General features: G+C 45.6%; 18 protein-coding genes. 15 read left to right on the forward strand and 3 right to left on the reverse strand.

What is annotated here, in order from left to right:
- Positions 1 to 221: 221 nt before the first annotated feature.
- Entirely contained in the window at positions 222 to 1,196 is a 975-nt protein-coding gene (cysB, locus tag R7P72_RS09715) for an HTH-type transcriptional regulator CysB (RefSeq protein ID WP_005388967.1), read from the forward strand.
- Positions 1,197 to 1,249: 53 nt separating this feature from the next.
- Positions 1,250 to 2,446, forward strand: coding sequence for a methyltransferase (locus tag R7P72_RS09720; RefSeq protein WP_053349491.1), 1,197 nt, complete (start codon positions 1,250 to 1,252; stop codon positions 2,444 to 2,446).
- A 93-nt stretch (positions 2,447 to 2,539) separates the two neighbouring features.
- On the opposite strand, the gene ald is transcribed toward R7P72_RS09720, so the two are convergent.
- On the reverse strand, positions 2,540 to 3,664 hold the full coding sequence (ald, locus tag R7P72_RS09725; RefSeq protein ID WP_005378241.1) for an alanine dehydrogenase: 1,125 nt from the start codon (positions 3,662 to 3,664) through the stop codon (positions 2,540 to 2,542).
- A 156-nt stretch (positions 3,665 to 3,820) separates the two neighbouring features.
- Between ald and lrp the strand changes: the two genes are divergently transcribed.
- The 6 genes from lrp (at position 3,821) to R7P72_RS09755 (ending at position 11,421) form a co-directional block, all read left to right on the forward strand.
- Positions 3,821 to 4,315: a leucine-responsive transcriptional regulator Lrp gene (gene lrp, locus R7P72_RS09730; RefSeq protein ID WP_005378234.1), complete on the forward strand. Its 495-nt coding sequence runs from the start codon at positions 3,821 to 3,823 to the stop codon at positions 4,313 to 4,315.
- Positions 4,316 to 4,467: 152 nt separating this feature from the next.
- The gene (locus tag R7P72_RS09735; RefSeq protein WP_062730708.1) at positions 4,468 to 7,515 is read left to right on the forward strand and encodes a DNA translocase FtsK 4TM domain-containing protein; all 3,048 of its coding nucleotides are present in this window, start codon (positions 4,468 to 4,470) and stop codon (positions 7,513 to 7,515) included.
- 61 nt (positions 7,516 to 7,576) lie between these two features.
- Positions 7,577 to 8,203, forward strand: a complete 627-nt coding sequence (lolA, locus tag R7P72_RS09740; protein ID WP_005388103.1) for an outer membrane lipoprotein chaperone LolA — start codon at positions 7,577 to 7,579, stop codon at positions 8,201 to 8,203.
- Positions 8,204 to 9,559 carry a replication-associated recombination protein A gene (locus R7P72_RS09745; protein ID WP_250159047.1) on the forward strand — a complete coding sequence of 452 codons (1,356 nt, stop codon included), beginning with the start codon at positions 8,204 to 8,206 and terminating at the stop codon, positions 9,557 to 9,559. It begins immediately after the preceding gene.
- A 91-nt stretch (positions 9,560 to 9,650) separates the two neighbouring features.
- Entirely contained in the window at positions 9,651 to 10,958 is a 1,308-nt protein-coding gene (serS, locus tag R7P72_RS09750) for a serine--tRNA ligase (RefSeq protein WP_005437179.1), read from the forward strand.
- 196 nt (positions 10,959 to 11,154) lie between these two features.
- On the forward strand, positions 11,155 to 11,421 hold the full coding sequence (locus tag R7P72_RS09755) for a DksA/TraR family C4-type zinc finger protein (protein ID WP_033905078.1): 267 nt from the start codon (positions 11,155 to 11,157) through the stop codon (positions 11,419 to 11,421).
- Between the two features lie 69 nt (positions 11,422 to 11,490).
- Here R7P72_RS09755 and bioA read toward each other — a convergent pair whose 3' ends face one another.
- Positions 11,491 to 12,771, reverse strand: a complete 1,281-nt coding sequence (bioA, locus tag R7P72_RS09760; protein ID WP_213907076.1) for an adenosylmethionine--8-amino-7-oxononanoate transaminase — start codon at positions 12,769 to 12,771, stop codon at positions 11,491 to 11,493.
- A gap of 130 nt (positions 12,772 to 12,901) precedes the next feature.
- On the opposite strand from bioA, the gene bioB reads away from it, so the two are divergent.
- From bioB to bioD, 4 genes are read left to right on the forward strand one after another with little or no spacing between them, the layout of a single operon-like run.
- Positions 12,902 to 13,954, forward strand: coding sequence for a biotin synthase BioB (gene bioB, locus R7P72_RS09765; protein ID WP_005378222.1), 1,053 nt, complete (start codon positions 12,902 to 12,904; stop codon positions 13,952 to 13,954).
- Positions 13,941 to 15,092, forward strand: a complete 1,152-nt coding sequence (gene bioF / locus R7P72_RS09770; protein WP_053349495.1) for an 8-amino-7-oxononanoate synthase — start codon at positions 13,941 to 13,943, stop codon at positions 15,090 to 15,092. Before bioB ends, bioF begins: the two co-directional genes overlap by 14 nt.
- Entirely contained in the window at positions 15,092 to 15,913 is an 822-nt protein-coding gene (bioC, locus tag R7P72_RS09775) for a malonyl-ACP O-methyltransferase BioC (protein WP_005378220.1), read from the forward strand. The genes bioF and bioC overlap by 1 nt, the downstream gene beginning before the upstream one ends.
- Entirely contained in the window at positions 15,910 to 16,596 is a 687-nt protein-coding gene (gene bioD, locus R7P72_RS09780; protein WP_005378217.1) for a dethiobiotin synthase, read from the forward strand. Before bioC ends, bioD begins: the two co-directional genes overlap by 4 nt.
- 81 nt (positions 16,597 to 16,677) lie before the next feature.
- Here bioD and R7P72_RS09785 read toward each other — a convergent pair whose 3' ends face one another.
- Positions 16,678 to 16,881 carry a hypothetical protein gene (locus R7P72_RS09785; protein WP_054575128.1) on the reverse strand — a complete coding sequence of 68 codons (204 nt, stop codon included), beginning with the start codon at positions 16,879 to 16,881 and terminating at the stop codon, positions 16,678 to 16,680.
- Positions 16,882 to 17,354: 473 nt separating this feature from the next.
- On the opposite strand from R7P72_RS09785, the gene htpX reads away from it, so the two are divergent.
- From htpX to R7P72_RS09800, 3 genes are all read left to right on the forward strand, one after another.
- Entirely contained in the window at positions 17,355 to 18,224 is an 870-nt protein-coding gene (htpX, locus tag R7P72_RS09790; RefSeq protein WP_213907077.1) for a protease HtpX, read from the forward strand.
- Between the two features lie 209 nt (positions 18,225 to 18,433).
- Positions 18,434 to 18,853 (forward strand): nuclear transport factor 2 family protein, encoded by a 420-nt coding sequence (locus R7P72_RS09795; protein WP_005378211.1) that lies wholly within the window; start codon positions 18,434 to 18,436, stop codon positions 18,851 to 18,853.
- Positions 18,850 to 19,575 (forward strand): SDR family oxidoreductase, encoded by a 726-nt coding sequence (locus R7P72_RS09800; protein ID WP_047100788.1) that lies wholly within the window; start codon positions 18,850 to 18,852, stop codon positions 19,573 to 19,575. The genes R7P72_RS09795 and R7P72_RS09800 overlap by 4 nt, the downstream gene beginning before the upstream one ends.
- Position 19,576 lies beyond the last annotated feature (1 nt).

The raw sequence follows: 19,576 nt of genomic DNA on the forward strand, positions 1-19,576 counted from the left end.
TCTCCCACGTTTTAGTTACTGATAGAAGTCACATCATAGAACTTCGGTCATTTATTGGCTCAACTTTGTGCATATTGTTTCTTGCTTGAAGATTATTAGTATGTGATTGAGGTATAAGTTAGAAATTGCTGTTCATTTCGATTTGAACGCGTTATAACTAATTATTATATCGCTCGCTTGAGTGGCCAATAAACTCTCTCATGAATAAGTAAGGGATTACGATGAAACTGCAGCAGCTGAAGTATATTGTTGAGGTTGTAAACCATAATCTGAATGTATCTGCAACGGCGGAAAGCTTATATACCTCTCAGCCAGGTATCAGTAAACAGGTTCGGTTGCTGGAAGACGAGTTAGGCATTCAGATTTTTGAACGTAGCGGTAAGCACTTAACGCAAGTGACGCCAGCTGGAGAAGAAATTGTACGTATCTCTCAAGAAATTCTCGCTCGTGTAGAAAGTATCAAAGCGGTGGCTGGAGAGCACACCCATCCAGAAATGGGGACACTGAATATCACCACGACACATACGCAGGCTCGTTATGCACTGCCAGATGTCATCAAAGGTTTTACTTCTCGTTATCCAAAAGTGTCGTTACACATGCACCAAGGTACACCGTCACAAATGTCTGAGGCGATAGCTAAAGGCACAGCGAATTTTGCGATTGCGACAGAAGCGCTTCACTTATATCAAGATGCCATCATGCTGCCTTGTTATCACTGGAATCGTTCAATAGTTGTGCCTAAAGACCACCCACTAGCGAAGAAAGACAAAGTAACGATCAGTGATCTTGCCGCTTACCCATTAGTCACTTACGTGTTCGGTTTTACTGGCCGTTCAGAGCTGGATACAGCATTCAACCGCGAAGGTTTAACCCCGCGAGTGGTGTTCACTGCAACTGATGCAGATGTCATTAAAACTTACGTTCGTATGGGTATTGGTGTGGGTGTGATTGCAAGCATGGCTGTGGATGAAGAGCAGGACGGTGACTTGGTTGCAATAGATGCGAGCCATTTGTTTGGCGCGAGCACCACGAGCATCGGCTTCCGCCGTGGTACATTCTTACGCTCTTACATGTTCGATTTTATGGAACGTTTTGCACCGCACTTAACGCGTCCAGTGGTTGAGCAGGCGATTTCGTTGAAGTCTAATGCAGAAATCGAAGAGATGTTTAAAGACATCGAGCTTCCAGTGAGATAACACTTCATTGATGTTTCGATTCCCTCTACAATGCGCTCGTTGTAGGGGGAGCTATGAAAACGCAATTTCAATTTATTAATGACTGCTTAATCGAAAACCAATCTTTGTGGCGATTCGAGCCTTTTAAAAGCAGCATTCACACATCATTACCTTGGCAGGAGCAACATCCTCGACTGTGCCAATGGCTAGCGTCTCTTACTCCCTCTCAAATCGAAGAATACAAAGCAGCACCAGAACTCGCGTTAAAAGCACTTAGTCCGTTTTTGCCTGAGCTTGAACAACTCGCAGAACTGACTCATTTAGAGCTTTTGTCGTTAAACGGCTTGGAACTCGCTCGTGGTTTAGATAACGGTATTCCGGGACGTAAGTTGGAGCAAATTAGCTCGATGGGTGAAGCTGCAATTCAACAACACTGTGGCGAAGAATGGCTAGAATGGTGCTCAGGTAAAGGTTACTTGGGGCGAATCCTGACCGCGCAAACCGATCAGCCTGTAACCAGCTTTGAATACCAACAAGCACTGTGCGATTCGGGACAACAAGCAGCCAATGAACATCATTGGAAGATGACGTTTATTCAAGGCGACGCGTTTGATAGCAAAGCGAAAGCCGTGTTTAAGCCAACGCAACACGCAGTAGCACTGCATGCATGCGGTGACCTTCACGTTCGTCTAATGCAGTACGGCAGTGAAAATGGGATTGCTGCGATGACCATATCACCTTGTTGTTACCACTTGATTCAGTCGGAACAATACCAGCCGATGTCGGAATCGGGCAGGGCTTCTTCTCTCTCATTGTCTAAGCAAGAACTGCGTATCCCATTACAACAAACGGTGACAGGAGGAGAGCGCGTGCGTCGTCATCGTCAGCAGGAAATGATGTTTCGTCTTGGGTTTGATTTGATCACGCGACAAGCTTTGGGAATGGCAGAGTATCAGCCTGTGCCGAGTATCCGTAAGTCGCAATTAAGTGATGGTTTTGAATCTTTATGTCGCTGGGCAGCGGAGCAAAAAGGCATTGTTCTTCCTCAAGAAATCGATTTCTCTCATTTTGAAAAGTTAAGCGAACAACGCTTCTGGCAAATGGAGAGAATGAGCTTAGTGCAACTTGTTTTTCAACGTCCGTTGGAGATCTGGCTCGCATTAGACAAAGTGCTTTATCTTGAAGAACGTGGTTACCGTGTTAGATTGTCAGAGTTTTGCCCTAAATCGGTCACGCCTAGAAATATTTTAATTTGTGCATATAAGATTTAGTTATTCTTTATAGCCAAACGCTCTATATGAAAAAGCCCACTTATGAGTGGGCTTTTGTAAACAAAACGTGACAAGTTATGTTTTATTTTGTCATTAATTAAACATAGCGATAGCTTGAGTTGGTTCAACGTATTCCAAGTCAAAGCTTTCTGCTACTTCTTTACACGTTACTTTTCCGTGAATAACGTTTAGACCTTCAAGGAAGCCTTTATCTTCTAGAAGTGCTTCGCGGTAGCCTTTATTTGCTAACTTCACGATGTATGGAAGTGTAGCGTTGTTGAGTGCAAATGTTGAAGTGCGAGCAACTGCGCCAGGCATATTTGCTACACAGTAGTGAACCACTTCATCAACGATGTAAGTTGGATCTGCGTGAGTTGTTGCGTGCGAAGTTTCGAAACAACCGCCTTGGTCAATTGCCACGTCAACCACTGCCGCACCAGGCTTCATCTTAGCAATGTGCTCTTTAGTGACCAGTTTAGGTGCTGCTGCGCCAGGAATTAGAACGGCACCGATAACAAGGTCCGCTTCTAGAACATGCTTCTCGATAGCGTCTTCAGTAGAATAAACCACTTTTGCGCGACCTTGGAATTCTTCGTCAAGCTTACGAAGTGTGTCTACGTTACGGTCTAGAATAGTGACGTCAGCGCGAAGGCCAACCGCCATACGAGCAGCGTTTGCACCAACAACGCCACCACCAACGATAACGACTTTTGCAGGTTCAACACCAGGTACGCCGCCTAGGAGTAGACCACGACCGCCGTGCGATTTTTCCAACGTTTGCGCGCCAGCTTGGATAGACATCCGACCTGCCACTTCTGACATTGGTGCTAACAGTGGCAAACGACCCATATTATCTGTTACAGTCTCATAGGCTATACAGACAGCTTTGCTCTTGATTAGCTCATCAGTTTGTGGAAAATCTGGTGCTAGGTGTAAATAAGTAAATAAAATTTGCCCTTCGCGGAGCATTGCTCTCTCTACTGCTTGGGGTTCTTTTACTTTTACAATCATGTCTGCTTGCGCAAATACGTCAGCAGCATGAGGGAGAATGGATGCGCCGACAGCGATGTAATCATCGTCTGAAAAACCAATGCCGGCACCTGCATTGGTCTCAACTAAAACTTGGTGACCATGTGAGATGAGTTCTCTCACGCTAGCTGGGATCATACCAACACGATATTCGTGATTCTTGATTTCCTTAGGTACGCCAATGATCATCCTGTATCCTCTTTCTATAATGGTTGTATTAACTGTTAGTAGGGTGTTATTGTCGAATTAATAACTAGTATAGTTATAGATTTGTAAAATTTGGCACCAAATATTAAAAAGTTGTAGTATATTTTTTTGCAAGGAAGTAATAAGGTGGAATAAAAAATGGCAGACAACTATAAAAAGCCGTCCAAGGAACTAGACCGTATCGACCGCAACATTCTTAATGAGCTGCAGAAAGACGGTCGTATTTCAAACGTTGAGCTTTCAAAACGTGTGGGACTTTCTCCAACGCCATGTTTGGAGCGTGTACGTCGCTTAGAGCGTCAGGGTTATATCACAGGGTATACTGCATTATTGAATCCGCAGTTCCTGGATGCATCACTATTAGTATTCGTTGAGATTACGCTAAACCGTGGTGCGCCGGATGTGTTTGAGCAGTTTAACTCAGCTGTTCAAAAGCTAGACGACATACAAGAGTGTCATCTTGTTTCAGGTGACTTTGACTATCTTCTTAAAACCCGTGTATCAGATATGGGTGCTTACCGCCGACTATTGGGCGATACGTTACTACGTCTACCTGGCGTAAATGACACTCGCACATACGTTGTTATGGAAGAAGTGAAACAATCTAACCAGCTTGTGATCAAAACTCGTTAATTTCTTGCAAAGAAAGCGGTATATGCTTCCGCTTTCGCCAGAGAGTAATTGGGTTTTTCTCCTTGATATGGTTAAATCAATTTACCGAGCGGCTTGATGCCGCTCGGAATGTTTTGCAATTTCCTATTTCATTTCCATATTCAAGTTGATTTATGTTCAAAGAGAACGCAAAGAAAGTCGAAACCATTATCAAAACCAGTGAAGAGCCCCAGTCTTCACGCTTAAATGGCTTCCAACGCTTAAAAGAGTGCTGCTTTATCGTTGGCGTTCTTAGCTCGGTATTGCTTGCGGTTGCACTATTTACCTTCAGTCCGGCCGATCCTTCTTGGTCCCAAACCGCATGGGGAGGGGATATCGATAATGCTGGTGGCCTTTTCGGCGCTTGGCTAGCCGATACTCTATTCTTCACATTTGGCTCTCTCGCTTACCCAATCCCTTTCTTGCTAGCGGCGGCTGCATGGGTGATTTGCCGTAAACGAGGAGAAGATGAGCCCATTGATTTCATGCTATGGGGTACAAGGCTGCTCGGTCTTGTAGTCCTTATTATGACCAGTTGCGGTCTTGCCGATATTAATTTTGATGACATTTGGTATTTTTCATCCGGAGGTGTGGTCGGGGATGTGTTGTCTAGCCTCGCTTTACCTACATTAAATGTACTCGGTACCACATTGGTACTGCTGTTCTTGTGGGGAGCGGGCTTTACGCTCTTCACTGGCATCTCATGGCTTAACATCGTGGAATGGCTTGGTGATCGTGCATTAGCACTAATCGCCGCGCTTGCAAATAAGGCAAGAGGTTCAGAGCAGGAAGTTTTAGAACCTCAGCTTGATGAGTTTGTAGAAGATAAAGTCTCTACGCCTAAACATAATGTAGACCATGAAATTGATGATGAGCCGCTTCCTCATTTAACGGCGTACGATGTCGATGAACCGAAAGAGTCGGCGCCAGCGCATGAGTATCCTATTTATATGCCGCAAGCGAAACCTGATAAGCCTGCGGAACAGGCGATGGTAGAACCGACTCCACCACAACGCAAGGCTACGGTTAATGCTGCGCCAGTTTATTCTGAACCTGAGCCTAAAATACAACCTATCCATACGGTTAACACTGATAACGTTGATCCGCTCTTGGAACGCACCAAGCAACTGAATGTTACGATAGAGGAGCTTGAAGCAGCGGCGCAACAAGCAGATGACTGGGGAACTGAAGAACAGGCTACCCCATCATTTGCAGACACTTATTCTTCCTATGTCGAGCAACATACAGCTACAGAAGAACCGATCAGTGTTGAACCAGATTATGCGGAGTACGAACAATTTGAAGCAGAGCAAGTACAGCAGCCAAGTATTGAGCATCCTGTACATGAAGAGCCTGCAATTGATTCTGCTGTATTAGATAGCATCACGGCGCAAACGGAATCGAGCCAACATATTGAGCCTACGATCTCTGACTTTGATGTGTTAGATGATGAAGACGAAGTGGAGTCTCAGCCTGCGCAGCAAGTACAGCCAACAACGCCTCATCAGCAAGTTGCAACACCTTCAACAACATTTGAACCTGCACCTCAAAAAGTGGAGGTAGAAGAGGTCCAAGACAACGACCAAGACGTTACCGCATTCCAAGATATGGTTTCCAATGCGCAAGCCAAAGTCGCTGCAACACAGAACCCATTTTTGGTACAGAAAGAAGAAAACTTGCCAGTTCCGGAAGAGCCACTCCCAACGCTCGAGTTGCTTTATCATCCAGAAAAACGTGATAACTTTATCGACCGTGATGCGTTAGAGCAGGTCGCTCGATTGGTAGAGAGCAAACTCGCTGACTACAAAATCAAAGCCGATGTGGTTGGTATTTATCCTGGTCCAGTGATCACTCGTTTTGAGCTTGATTTGGCGCCGGGGGTGAAAGTAAGTCGTATTTCTGGTCTTTCAACTGACTTAGCGCGTGCATTGTCTGCGATGGCGGTACGTGTCGTGGAAGTAATCCCTGGCAAGCCTTACATCGGTTTGGAACTGCCAAACATGAGTCGTCAGACGGTCTATTTATCTGATGTCATCAGTAGCCCTCAGTTTGAGCAAGCAACGTCACCAACAACGGTTGTGTTAGGTCAAGACATTGCGGGTGAAGCTGTGGTGGCCGATCTTGCGAAGATGCCTCACGTGCTAGTAGCAGGTACAACAGGTTCTGGTAAGTCGGTGGGTGTGAACGTGATGATTTTGAGCATGCTGTATAAAGCAGGCCCAGAAGATGTACGCTTCATCATGATTGACCCGAAAATGCTAGAGCTTTCTATTTATGAAGGTATCCCTCATCTTCTTTCTGAAGTTGTGACTGATATGAAAGACGCATCAAACGCTCTACGTTGGTGTGTGGGCGAGATGGAACGTCGTTACAAATTGATGTCGGCATTAGGTGTACGTAATGTGAAGGGCTTCAACGAAAAATTGAAGATGGCAGCAGAAGCGGGCCACCCAATCCATGACCCGTTCTGGCAGGAAGGCGACAGCATGGATACTGAACCGCCATTGCTAGAAAAGCTGCCTTACATCGTCGTTGTTGTTGACGAATTTGCTGACCTGATGATGGTGGTAGGTAAGAAAGTTGAAGAACTGATTGCTCGCTTGGCGCAAAAAGCGCGCGCGGCAGGTATTCACTTAATTCTTGCGACTCAGCGTCCATCGGTTGATGTTATTACCGGTCTAATTAAAGCGAACATTCCAACTCGTGTTGCGTTTACGGTATCGACTAAAACGGACTCTCGTACAATCCTAGATCAAGGCGGCGCAGAATCACTACTTGGTATGGGTGATATGTTGTATCTACCGCCGGGATCAAGTCATACAACTCGTGTTCACGGTGCATTTGCATCAGATGATGATGTTCATGCTGTTGTAAACAACTGGAAAGCGCGTGGTAAACCGAACTACATTGAAGAGATCATCAGTGGAGATCAAACTCCAGAAAGTCTATTGCCAGGTGAGCAAATGGAAGCGGATGAAGATGTAGACCCGCTCTTCGATCAAGTTGTTGAGCACGTGGTTCAATCACGTCGAGGTTCGGTTTCCGGTGTTCAGCGCCGATTTAAGATAGGTTACAACCGTGCCGCCCGTATTGTAGAGCAGCTTGAAGCGCAGGGCATCGTAAGTGCTCCGGGTCATAATGGTAACCGTGAAGTACTGGCACCTGCGCCACCAAAAGATTAATGAACTTGTGTTACTCACCTCAGTCCAACTGAGGTGAGTGGTTCTAATAATAGGTATCTGAATGAAAAAACTATTTTCAGCGAAACTTTTCTCTGCGCTTGTTTTAAGCTTTTCCCTCTTTTCTACCGCACACGCAGCATCTCCTAAAGATGAATTAAACAAACGCCTTTCTATGAATGATGGCTTCAGTGCGGATTTCTCTCAGCAGGTTATCAGCCCTGAAGGCGAAACGGTGATGGAAGGAGAAGGTACGGTTGAAATCGCTCGCCCAAGCCTGTTCCGTTGGAGTACAACATTCCCCGATGAGAACCTATTGGTCTCTGACGGTAAGACATTGTGGTACTACAGCCCATTCATCGAGCAAGTGAGCATCTACTGGCAAGAGCAAGCAACAGAGCAAACGCCATTTGTTTTGCTAACGCGTAACCGAGCAAGTGATTGGAATAACTACAAAATATCTCAAAAAGGTGACCAGTTCACTCTCATTCCTACCGCAGTAGACTCCACACAAGGTCAATTCCAGATTAATATTGATGCCAAAGGTGTGGTGAAAGGCTTCAACGTGGTTGAGCAAGACGGTCAAAAAGGTTTGTTCACCTTTAACAACGTGAAGCTGGGTAAACCAAAAGCAGACAGATTCACATTCACAATTCCAAAAGGTGTGGAAGTGGATGACCAAAGGAATTAATTGGTAGTGAGTAATTACACATTAGATTTCTCGGGGGACGAAGATTTTCGTCCCCTTGCTGCTCGTATGAGACCGGAAACGATCGAACAATACATCGGACAGCAGCACATTTTAGGCCCCGGTAAGCCACTGCGCCGTGCGCTAGAGGCGGGTCACATTCACTCTATGATCCTTTGGGGACCACCAGGCACAGGCAAAACGACATTAGCGGAAGTGGCTGCAAACTATGCCAATGCTGAAGTAGAGCGTGTGTCTGCGGTAACGTCTGGTGTGAAAGAAATCCGTGCTGCAATCGAGAAAGCACGTGAGAACAAAATGGCGGGCCGCCGCACCATCTTATTTGTGGATGAGGTGCATCGCTTCAACAAATCTCAACAAGACGCGTTTTTACCGCATATCGAAGATGGCACGGTTACCTTTATTGGTGCGACGACAGAAAACCCATCGTTTGAGTTAAACAACGCATTGCTGTCACGTGCACGTGTCTACAAGCTGACGTCTCTTGATAGAGATGAAATCTCACTGGCGCTGAACCAAGCGATCAGTGACAAAGAGCGTGGCTTGGGCAATACACCTGCACACTTCGCTGATAACGTATTAGACCGCCTAGCAGAACTGGTAAACGGTGATGCTCGCATGTCTCTCAATTATCTTGAGCTGCTCTACGACATGGCAGAAGACAATGCGCAAGGTGAAAAAGAGATCACGCTTAAGTTGCTGGCTGAAGTGGCAGGGGAGAAAGTCTCTCGCTTCGATAACAAAGGTGATATCTGGTACGACTTAATCTCTGCGGTCCACAAATCCATTCGTGGTTCAAACCCGGACGCTGCGCTTTACTGGGCTGCACGTATGATTGCAGCGGGATGTGATCCTCTTTACATTGCCCGTCGATTACTTGCGATAGCATCGGAAGATGTCGGCAATGCGGACCCTAGAGCCATGCAAGTGGCACTCTCCGCGTGGGACTGTTTTACGCGCGTTGGTCCAGCAGAAGGTGAACGTGCGATTGCTCAAGCTATTGTTTATCTCGCGTGCGCTCCAAAGAGTAATGCCGTTTACGTTGCTTGGAAACAAGCGCTAACGGACGCTCATAACTTACCTGAATATGAAGTGCCGCATCACCTTCGAAATGCGCCAACCAGTTTGATGAAAGACATGGGTTTTGGGGCTGAATATCGTTATGCTCACGATGAGCCTGGTGCTTACGCAGCCGGTGAGCAATATTTGCCGCCTGAAATGGACGATCGTAGGTACTATCAGCCGACAAATCGTGGTCTAGAGACCAAAATCGGCGAAAAGTTAGATTACTTGGCTACTTTAGACGCAAATAGCCCACAAAAGCGCTATGAAAAGTAGGCGTTTTTGGATACATTTGTTCAGTAAATTTTTTTAACGCGTACGCTTGGAAAGTGCGCGTGATTTCACAACAAAAAGCATAGGATTAACAATGCTGGATTCTAAATTACTTCGTACAGAGCTGGATGAAACAGCTGCTAAACTGGCGCGTCGTGGCTTTAAGCTAGACGTAGATACTATTCGTAAACTTGAAGAACAACGTAAGTCCATTCAAGTAGAAGTAGAAAATTTACAATCCACGCGTAACTCCATCTCCAAGCAAATCGGCCAAAAAATGGCGGCTGGCGACAAAGAAGGCGCAGAAGAGATCAAGAAACAAATCGGTACGCTAGGTAGCGATCTTGATGCGAAGAAAGTTGAACTTGAGCAAGTAATGGCTCAACTAGACGAATTCACGCTTTCTGTACCAAACATCCCAGCAGATGAAGTGCCAGATGGCAAAGATGAAAACGACAACGTTGAAATCTCTCGTTGGGGTGAGCCAAAGTCTTACGACTTCGAACTGAAAGATCACGTTGACCTAGGCGAAATGGGCGACGGTCTAGACTTCGCAAGTGCAGTTAAGATCACTGGCGCACGTTTCATCGTGATGAAAGGCCAATTTGCTCGTCTACACCGTGCAATCGCTCAGTTCATGCTGGATCTTCACACTGAAGAGCACGGCTACACAGAAATGTACGTACCTTACCTAGTAAACTCTGACAGCCTATTCGGTACTGGTCAGCTTCCTAAGTTTGGTAAAGATCTTTTCCACACTGAGCCGCTAGTAGAAAAAGTAAACGACGAAGAGCCACGTAAACTGTCTCTAATCCCTACTGCAGAAGTACCTGTAACGAACCTAGTTCGTGACACGATTTCTGACGAAGCGGATCTACCAATTAAGATGACAGCTCACACGCCATGTTTCCGTTCAGAAGCAGGTTCTTACGGTCGTGATACTCGTGGTTTGATTCGTATGCACCAGTTCGACAAAGTTGAGCTAGTACAAATCACTAAGCCAGAAGATTCAATGAACGCACTAGAAGAGCTAACAGGTCACGCTGAGAAAGTTCTACAACTTCTTGAGCTTCCTTACCGTAAAGTGGTTCTATGTACAGGTGACATGGGCTTCGGCGCTCGTAAGACTTACGACCTAGAAGTTTGGGTTCCTGCTCAAGAAACTTACCGTGAAATCTCTTCATGTTCTAACATGTGGGACTTCCAAGCTCGTCGTATGCAAGCGCGTTTCCGTCGTAAAGGCGAGAAGAAACCTGAGCTTGTACACACGCTAAACGGTTCTGGTCTAGCTGTAGGTCGTACAATGGTTGCTATCCTAGAAAACAACCAAGAAGCAGACGGCCGTATTGCAATCCCTACAGTACTTCAGAAGTACATGGCGGGCGCAACGCACATCGGTTAATTCATTAACCACTAGAACACCAAAACCCAGCCTTAGTGCTGGGTTTTTTGTTATCTGCGTCGAGTGAAAATTGATTATTACTAAGCTGCAATAGTGTTTTCGAATTTACCCTAATTATCTTGTTATTTGTAATCGATATAATCATCCACCTTACCACGGTAAGTAGATTTTCTCATTCAAGTAACGAGGAGGGCTTATGGCCGTAGGGTGGGCAAACGACGATAGCGTCAGCCAACAAATTCAAAACACAATAGACGACGAGATTTCCCGTGTTCGTGGCAGTATCACAAAGGGTGAGAGCACCCATTACTGCGATGAGTGTGGTGATGAGATCCCAGAAGCGCGTCGTCTTGCAATGAAAGGCGTTCGTTTGTGTATCGAATGTCAGTCAACAATCGAATTGGTATCTCAACGCCAAGCATTGTTCAATCGACGAGCGAGTAAAGACAGTCAACTTCGATAGCTTTACTGCTCTAATAAATAACGAGACGGTTTGAGTCTCATACTCAAACCGTTTTCGTATTGAATGGAACTATGAAGCGAAGCAGTCTTTACGTTGCAACGCTGCATCAATCCCGTTAACTAGCTTCTCAATATCTTCTGGCTTGCTGATGAACGGCGGCATCATATAAATCAGTTTGTCAAATGGACGAATCCACACTCCGTGTTCAACAAACAAGGCTTGGATGGTTTCCATATTCACAGGGCGAAGCGTCTCCACTACGCCAATAGCACCCAACCAACGGGTGTTTTTCACCAAGTCGTATTCTTCAAGTTTTGGTAGTAACTCAGAAAACAGCGTTTCAATTTGTTGGGTTTGTTGCTTCCAATCACCTTGCTCGATCAATTCCAAACTTGCAGTAGCTACGGCACAAGCGAGTGGATTCCCCATAAAGGTTGGACCGTGCATAAAACAACCAGCATCACCACCACAAACAGTGTCTGCTACGTGTTTGCTCGCGAGGGTCGCAGAGAGGGTCATGTAGCCGCCAGTAAGTGCTTTCCCGACACACAGAATGTCTGGTTGAATATCCGCATGTTCGCAGGCAAACAATTTACCTGTGCGTCCAAAACCGGTAGCGATCTCATCTGCAATCAATAACAGACCGTATTTGTCGCAAAGTCTACGCACGCCTTTGAGAAATTCTGGATGGTAGATACGCATGCCACCTGCGCCTTGAACGATAGGCTCAAGGATCACCGCAGCAAGTTCTTGATGGTGCGTCTCAATCTTGTGCTCGAAGTCGGTAAGGTCTTCTGGCTTCCATTCATCCCAATAACCACAAGTTGGTGACTCCGCAAAGATATGCTCAGGCAAAAAGCCTTTGTAGAGAGAGTGCATTGAGTTGTCAGGATCGGTGACCGACATCGCCGCAAACGTATCGCCGTGATAACCGTGTCGCAAAGTAAGAAACTTCGGTCGGCGTTCGCCTTTTGCATGCCAATATTGAAGTGCCATTTTTAAGCTGACTTCTACGGCAACAGAGCCTGAATCGGCAAGGAATACATGTTCAAGATTACTTGGTGCTAGGGATAGCAACTTCTTACACAAACTGATTGCTGGCTGGTGGGTAATCCCGCCAAACATCACGTGAGAGACCTTATCGATTTGCTGGTGAGCGGCTTGATTTAAGTGCGGATGGTTATAGCCGTGGATCGTCGACCACCAAGAAGACATGCCATCGACCAGCTCAGTACCATCTTCCAATTTAATGTGCACACCATTTGCCGATGCCACTGGGTAGCAGGTCAGAGGTGTCAATGTAGAAGTGTAAGGATGCCAGATATGCTGGCGGTCGAAGGCGAGATCCATGTGCGATTCCAATAGTAATTGAGGTTAAAAAATAAACAGGTGTAAACTTTGCTCTTTTGTGTTGTGTTGACAGTTTATCGAGACTCAGTAGACTGTCAACACAACAACAAAAGTGACTAAAGGAATACACGTGGAAGTTCGTCATAACTGGACGCATGCTGAAGTGCGCGATCTCATGGAAAAACCATTCATGGATCTCCTATTCGAAGCGCAGCTTGTACATCGTCAATATCAACAAACCAACCATGTTCAAGTAAGCACGCTTCTGTCGATTAAGACAGGTGCTTGTCCAGAAGATTGTAAGTACTGTCCTCAGAGTGCTCGTTACACCACAGACATCGAAAAAGAGCGTCTGATGGAAGTAGAACGCGTACTCGATGCTGCGCAAAAAGCCAAAAATGCTGGTTCTACTCGATTCTGTATGGGCGCAGCATGGAAAAACCCGAAAGAGCGTGACATGCCACATTTGACCGACATGATCAAAGGCGTGAAGGGCATGGGTTTAGAAACGTGTATGACATTAGGCATGTTGACGCCAGATCAAGCAAAGCAATTGGCAACCGCAGGTCTGGATTACTACAACCACAACCTAGATACCTCACCTGAATTTTACGGCAACATCATTACCACACGTACTTACCAAGACCGTTTAGATACTTTGTCTCACGTTCGTGATGCTGGCATGAAGATTTGTTCCGGTGGCATCATCGGCATGGGTGAAAGTGCTAACGACCGAGCTGGTTTGTTGGTTGAATTGGCTAACTTACCGGTACACCCTGAAAGCGTTCCAATCAACATGCTCGTGAAGGTAAAGGGGACACCACTGGAAGAAGTGGATGATGTTGAGCCTTTCGATTTCATTCGCCTGATTGCGATTGCACGAATCATGATGCCTCAATCAGCCGTTCGTTTATCCGCTGGCCGTGAAAACATGAACGAACAAATGCAAGCGCTGTGTTTTATGGCGGGTGCAAACTCCGTTTTCTATGGCTGCAAGCTTCTGACCACGCCAAACCCTTCTGAAGACAAAGACATGATGCTGTTCAACAAGCTCGGTATTAACAGCCAAGAGGTGTCTCAAAAGCCTGATGAAATCGAAGAAAACGAGTTACTCGATCGCGTCGTAGAGCGCGTTGCTGCCCGTCCGACAAAAGACGACCTTTTCTACGATGCCAGCGTTTAAATCTCGTATCGAGTCCGCCCTTGCTGAGCGTAAAACGCAAGGGTTGAATCGTTCTATGAATGTGGTGTTTGCCGGTAACCAGTCCGTTTTGGAACACGAAGGTAGACGCTACATTAATTTCTCAAGTAATGATTATTTGGGATTGGCTAATGACCAAGCGCTTGTTCGGGCTTGGCAGCAAGGTTTAAGCGTATATGGTAGTGGCAGTGGAGCATCACCGATGGTGACTGGCTTTAGTGCCGCGCACAGCAATTTAGAAGCCGCACTGACCGAATGGTTGGGTTACGACAGAGCAATTCTGTTTGGTTCTGGATTCAGTGCTAATCAAGCCTTGTTGTTCACCTTGTTGGAAAAATCAGACGTATTGATCCAAGACCGTTTGAACCATGCCTCACTGATGGAAGCGGGGGCGTTGTCACCAGCTAAGATGAAGCGCTTCAAACACAATGACATCGAGCACCTAAAGTCGCTGATTAATAGCGAAGACAACCACCTAGTTGTGACTGAAGGGGTATTCAGCATGGACGGCGACTGTGCGCCGCTCAGTGATATAGCTGAAGTCACTCGCAGTCATGATGCTTGGTTTGCTGTCGATGACGCTCATGGTATTGGCGTTCTTGGTCAATCCGGTGGTGGCTCTTGCGAGCTTGCCGCGGTTAAGCCTGAGTTATTGGTCGTTACCTTCGGTAAAGCGTTTGGTACGTCTGGCGCAGCTATTTTATGTGACCACGCAACGGGGGACTTTTTAACTCAGTTTGCTCGTCACCATGTGTATTCCACGGCGATACCGCCAGCACAAGCGTATGCGTTGACTCATGCAGTCTCGATGGTTCAAGAGCAGTCTTGGCGACGTGAAAAGCTCTCTGAGCTTAGTGAAGTATATCGAGATAGTCTTAGCGACCTTGAGGGGTTTGTTGAGACTCAAACTTCGATTAAGCCCTTTTTGATTGGTGAATCTGAATTGGCTTTGCGAGTAGCAGGAGCTTGTCGCCAAAACGGTATTTGGGTGACTGCTATTCGCCCTCCGACGGTGCCTAAAGGAACGTCTCGTCTTCGAATCACACTCACTGCCAATCACACTAATGAACAAGTTAAAACGCTTTCAATCGCATTGAAGCAAGCATTAGGAGCGCTGTAATGGATAATGCAACTACCGCATTAGCGCAAACGCTCGCGTTAGAGAGTCTCCATCAAGATAAAGACGCGATTGCCTCTTCGTTTGGTAAAGCAGCAGAAACATACGATAAACATGCGGCTTTTCAACGTGATGTCGGGCATCAGCTGCTTGATAAACTTCCTGAAAACTTGACGGGAAAACGTGTATTGGATTTAGGTTGTGGCACGGGTTATTTCTCCCAACTACTTCAACAACGCGGTGCGGAAGTAGTCTGCGGCGATATCTCTCAAGCCATGTTAGATAAAGCAGAGCAGCGTTGTGGTGCAGTACGAATGCATTACCAAGTTGCTGATGCTGAAAACTTACCATTTGACGATGATAGCTTCGATTACGTGTTTTCAAGTTTAGCGCTGCAATGGTGTACAGATTTAAGTTACCCACTAAAAGAAGTGCGCCGCGTGCTAAAAAATGGTGGGAAAGCGTGGTTCTCTACACTGGTTGATGGATCACTGTATGAGCTGCGTGCATCATGGGAAAAAATTGATGCATATCAACACGTCAATAACTTTCTAACGCTCAATCAGGTAAAAATTGCGTTAGCGCAATCTCGATGTGACAGCCATCAACTAGACTTGACCACCATCACAGTTTGGTACGACTCTGCATTTTCAGTTATGCGTGACCTCAAAGGTATAGGTGCAAATCACGTAAGCGGGCGCTCACACGGTTTAACTAGTCGCGAGACTTTGTTAAAAGTTGAGCATGCGTACCAAGCGTTTAAAAACGATCAAGGTCTTCTACCTGCAAGTTATCAGGTTTGTTTTGGAGTAATACATCTATGATTGATGCTTTTTTTATTGCTGGTACGGATACTGATGTTGGAAAGACGGTAGCGTCTAAAGCCATTTTGCAAGCGATCGCTGCAAAAGGACTAAACACTATTGGTTATAAGCCAGTGGCAGCAGGGAGTGACAAGACTGAAGCCGGATGGCGTAACTCTGATGCTTTACACTTACAAGACGCCGCAACACTCGATGTGGCCTATGATGATGTGAACCCATACGCTTTAGAGTTGCCTGCTTCTCCCCACATTGCAGCGAAGCATGAACATGTCGAAATAAGTTACGATGTTCTGAGTCAAAAACTGGCTCAACATAAGCAGCAAGCCGATGTTGTTCTCGTTGAAGGTGCTGGAGGCTGGCGTGTGCCAGTATCCGATACGGACTGTTTATCTACATGGGTAAAAGAAGAGCAGTTACCTGTTGTACTGGTGGTTGGCATTAAATTAGGCTGCTTGAGCCACGCTTTACTCACAGCGGAGAGTATTAAAGCGGATGGTTTGAATCTTGTTGGCTGGGTGGCAAACCGCGTCAACCCAGGCACAGAGCACTACGCTGACATTATCGAGATGCTAGAAGCACGTATCGATGCACCTAAGCTTGGGGAAATTCCATATATTCCAAGTGCTAAACGCAAAGAGCTAGGCAAGTACATTAATGTAGAGCCGTTGCTAAACACTGACTAATGGTGTTTAGGATAAAAGACTAAAAAACCAAAGGGCTGCGCAATGCAGCCCTTTCTTGTTGGTGTAACCTAAAAAGTCAGATTACTTATCTTGGCTGAGCCCCATCAATGCTTGTTGTGTTTCTGCAACACGCTGAGACATATGATGATCGGTTGAAATACCAAGTTGTTGCTTTGCCTCGTCCTCTGAGATGCCTAGGTGACAACGTAGTAAATCAATAGCCATTTGATAGTCGTTAGTTTCTACCATGGTTTTTCCCTCAATACATGGAGTTTTTGAGCTCACCCAATGCACTTTTTGCAATGTACTTAGAGTGGCTCTGTTTTGTTCATCTCATTCGAATTTAGCATGTCCATGTAGCCGCACAATAAGACCAAAGTCTATAGCAGAGCTAACGTACTGTTTTTGGTCTATTAAAAAATTTCTAGCTAAGTTGCTAAGAGGTGATAGATTTAACACCAAGATCATCTATCAATAGATGATGGGTAGCTCAGAGCTTATTTTATCATTTTGATAAATGTATATGAACGGAGGTTCCAGCTCCTACCAAAGCATGTTTTGAAATCGCTTGAATCAAATATTTCAGTCCCGAAAACAAATGTTGCAATTTATTGCTTAACCTTGTTTTTATCGCGGATAGACTATATCTATAACGCACGGAACATGAAAATCAACGGAATTGGCTTTTATAGCGATTACCATTTGTTCCTTATAACAATCCGTTTTAAAAAAACGATAAGCTTCCTCGGAGAAAAGTAATGAAGCGAATTATGTTATTCCTAGCAACTAACCTAGCTGTCGTGCTAGTGCTTAGTGTTGTTCTGAATATTGTTTACGCTGTAACTGGAATGCAACCAGGCAGTCTGTCAGGTTTACTTGTAATGGCTGCTGTATTTGGTTTTGGTGGCGCATTTATTTCGTTGATGATGTCAAAGGGTATGGCGCTACGCTCGGTTGGTGGTATGGTCATTGAAAGCCCGCGCAACGAAACGGAGCATTGGTTAGTCGAAACTGTGGGTCGTCAAGCTCAACAAGTGGGTATTGGTATGCCAACGGTGGCTATTTATGATTCACCAGATATCAATGCATTTGCGACAGGTGCAAAACGAGATGACTCTCTTGTCGCAGTTTCTACTGGTCTTTTACACAATATGACTCGTGATGAGGCAGAGGCAGTACTTGCACACGAAGTGAGCCATATTGCAAATGGTGATATGGTCACGATTACGTTGATGCAAGGTGTCGTGAACACGTTTGTTATCTTCCTATCACGCTTTATTGCTAATATTGTGGCATCGAACGATGATGAAGAAGGCCAAGGTACAAATATGATGGTTTACTTTGGCGTATCCATGGTGCTTGAACTGGTATTTGGTTTCCTAGCTAGCTTCTTGACTATGTGGTACAGCCGTCATCGCGAATTCCACGCGGACGCAGGTGCAGCGCGCCTCGTTGGCAAAGAAAAAATGATTGCGGCTCTAGAGCGTTTGAAGGTGAGTCATGAATCTCAACTGGATGGCACCATGATGGCATTTGGTATCAACGGTAAGCAGTCGCTGACTGAGCTACTAATGAGTCACCCTCCGCTAGATAAACGTATTGCAGCGTTGCGAGGCCAGCAATACTAACTGTGTCTACTTAAATAATTGTTAATTTGCTGAAAAGGCTTGGTTTTGACCAAGCCTTTTTTTTCGCCGATTGATCGCGTGCGAACTTCATCACGTACTACTTACAGAAATAAAGTTATACAAAATTATTTTTGTACAACTTTGGTGGAATGAACTATCTTGTACATATAATAATTTTGTACAACTTAATGGGCGTGTAGGAGTAAAAAATGGACATACAGTCTGTTGGCAATATCTATCAAAAGCTCAACAAAGCGAACTTACATCTGCTTAAGGATATATATCACCAAGATGTAGTATTTGAGGACGCAGCGCATCGTTTAGAAGGATGGCCAGCACTTTCGGATTATTTCACCTCATTATATGCCAACGTCATCAGTTGTGATTTTGTAATCCATGAGCATCAACAAGTCGGAGATACAGGCTTCCTAACTTGGACAATGGACCTTCAGCATCCCAAACTTCAGAAGGGTGCGCCTATTCTCGTCAATGGTGTTTCGCACCTCAAATTTAGCGAAGGTCAGGTCATTTATCACCGAGACTATTTTGATCTCGGAGAGATGCTCTATGAGCATTTACCGTTACTTGGTTCAGTCGTTAAAACCATCAAGCAGAGGTTAGGACAATGAACAACACCATCTTAATCACAGGCGCCACCTCCGGAATAGGAAGGCAGCTTGCCCTAGATTACGCGAACTCAGAATGGAATGTGATTGCTTGTGGTCGGAATCAAGATGTTCTTGCAGAACTGGAGGCAGTTTCCTCCAAAATTCATACATTGCAGTTTGATGTGACAAATTATGAGGAAACTCAGCAGGCGCTCTCTAATTTGCCATTTACGCCAAACACATGGGTTTTTAACGCAGGCGATTGTGAGTACATGGATGAGGGAGTGGTCGACGCGAAACTCATGGCGCGTGTGATGAACGTAAATGTTGTCGGTGTTGCCAACTGCGTTGAAGGCTGCCAAGTGCATTTAGAGAGAGGGCACCGCATTGTTATTGTTGGCTCTATCGCATCAGAAGTGGCATTGCCTCGTGCTGAAGCTTACGGCGCATCCAAAGCGGCAGTCAGTTATTTTGCACGCACGCTCGCCGTCGACTTGAAAAAGAAAGGGATCAAAGTGGTAACGGTGTTTCCTGGTTTTGTTGAAACGCCGTTGACTGACAAAAACGACTTCGAAATGCCAATGATCATTTCTACTCAGCAAGCGTCGGACTCTATCAGGAAGCAGTTAGCCGCCAACAAGACCTATATCTATTTCCCGGCGAGATTTACCAGTATTTTACGTTTTATCTCGTTACTTCCATACAGTTGGCAAGCTCGCCTAACTGCTAAACTCGTATCATAAG

The organism is Vibrio sp. Vb0888 (assembly GCF_033338835.1).
GTDB classification, from domain to species: domain Bacteria; phylum Pseudomonadota; class Gammaproteobacteria; order Enterobacterales; family Vibrionaceae; genus Vibrio; species Vibrio alginolyticus.

Excerpts from the sequence above, each read along its gene's own strand:
- bioD (WP_005378217.1), top strand. The coding sequence starts at position 15,910 with ATGATTGATGCTTTTTTTATTGCTGGTACGGATACTGATGTTGGAAAG.
- htpX (WP_213907077.1), top strand. The coding sequence starts at position 17,355 with ATGAAGCGAATTATGTTATTCCTAGCAACTAACCTAGCTGTCGTGCTA.
- bioA (WP_213907076.1), bottom strand. The coding sequence starts at position 12,771 with ATGGATCTCGCCTTCGACCGCCAGCATATCTGGCATCCTTACACTTCT.
- R7P72_RS09800 (WP_047100788.1), top strand. The coding sequence starts at position 18,850 with ATGAACAACACCATCTTAATCACAGGCGCCACCTCCGGAATAGGAAGG.
- bioF (WP_053349495.1), top strand. The coding sequence starts at position 13,941 with ATGCCAGCGTTTAAATCTCGTATCGAGTCCGCCCTTGCTGAGCGTAAA.
- ald (WP_005378241.1), bottom strand. The coding sequence starts at position 3,664 with ATGATCATTGGCGTACCTAAGGAAATCAAGAATCACGAATATCGTGTT.
- R7P72_RS09720 (WP_053349491.1), top strand. The coding sequence starts at position 1,250 with ATGAAAACGCAATTTCAATTTATTAATGACTGCTTAATCGAAAACCAA.
- lolA (WP_005388103.1), top strand. The coding sequence starts at position 7,577 with ATGAAAAAACTATTTTCAGCGAAACTTTTCTCTGCGCTTGTTTTAAGC.
- R7P72_RS09755 (WP_033905078.1), top strand. The coding sequence starts at position 11,155 with ATGGCCGTAGGGTGGGCAAACGACGATAGCGTCAGCCAACAAATTCAA.
- cysB (WP_005388967.1), top strand. The coding sequence starts at position 222 with ATGAAACTGCAGCAGCTGAAGTATATTGTTGAGGTTGTAAACCATAAT.
- R7P72_RS09735 (WP_062730708.1), top strand. The coding sequence starts at position 4,468 with ATGTTCAAAGAGAACGCAAAGAAAGTCGAAACCATTATCAAAACCAGT.
- R7P72_RS09795 (WP_005378211.1), top strand. The coding sequence starts at position 18,434 with ATGGACATACAGTCTGTTGGCAATATCTATCAAAAGCTCAACAAAGCG.
- serS (WP_005437179.1), top strand. The coding sequence starts at position 9,651 with ATGCTGGATTCTAAATTACTTCGTACAGAGCTGGATGAAACAGCTGCT.
- bioC (WP_005378220.1), top strand. The coding sequence starts at position 15,092 with ATGGATAATGCAACTACCGCATTAGCGCAAACGCTCGCGTTAGAGAGT.
- lrp (WP_005378234.1), top strand. The coding sequence starts at position 3,821 with ATGGCAGACAACTATAAAAAGCCGTCCAAGGAACTAGACCGTATCGAC.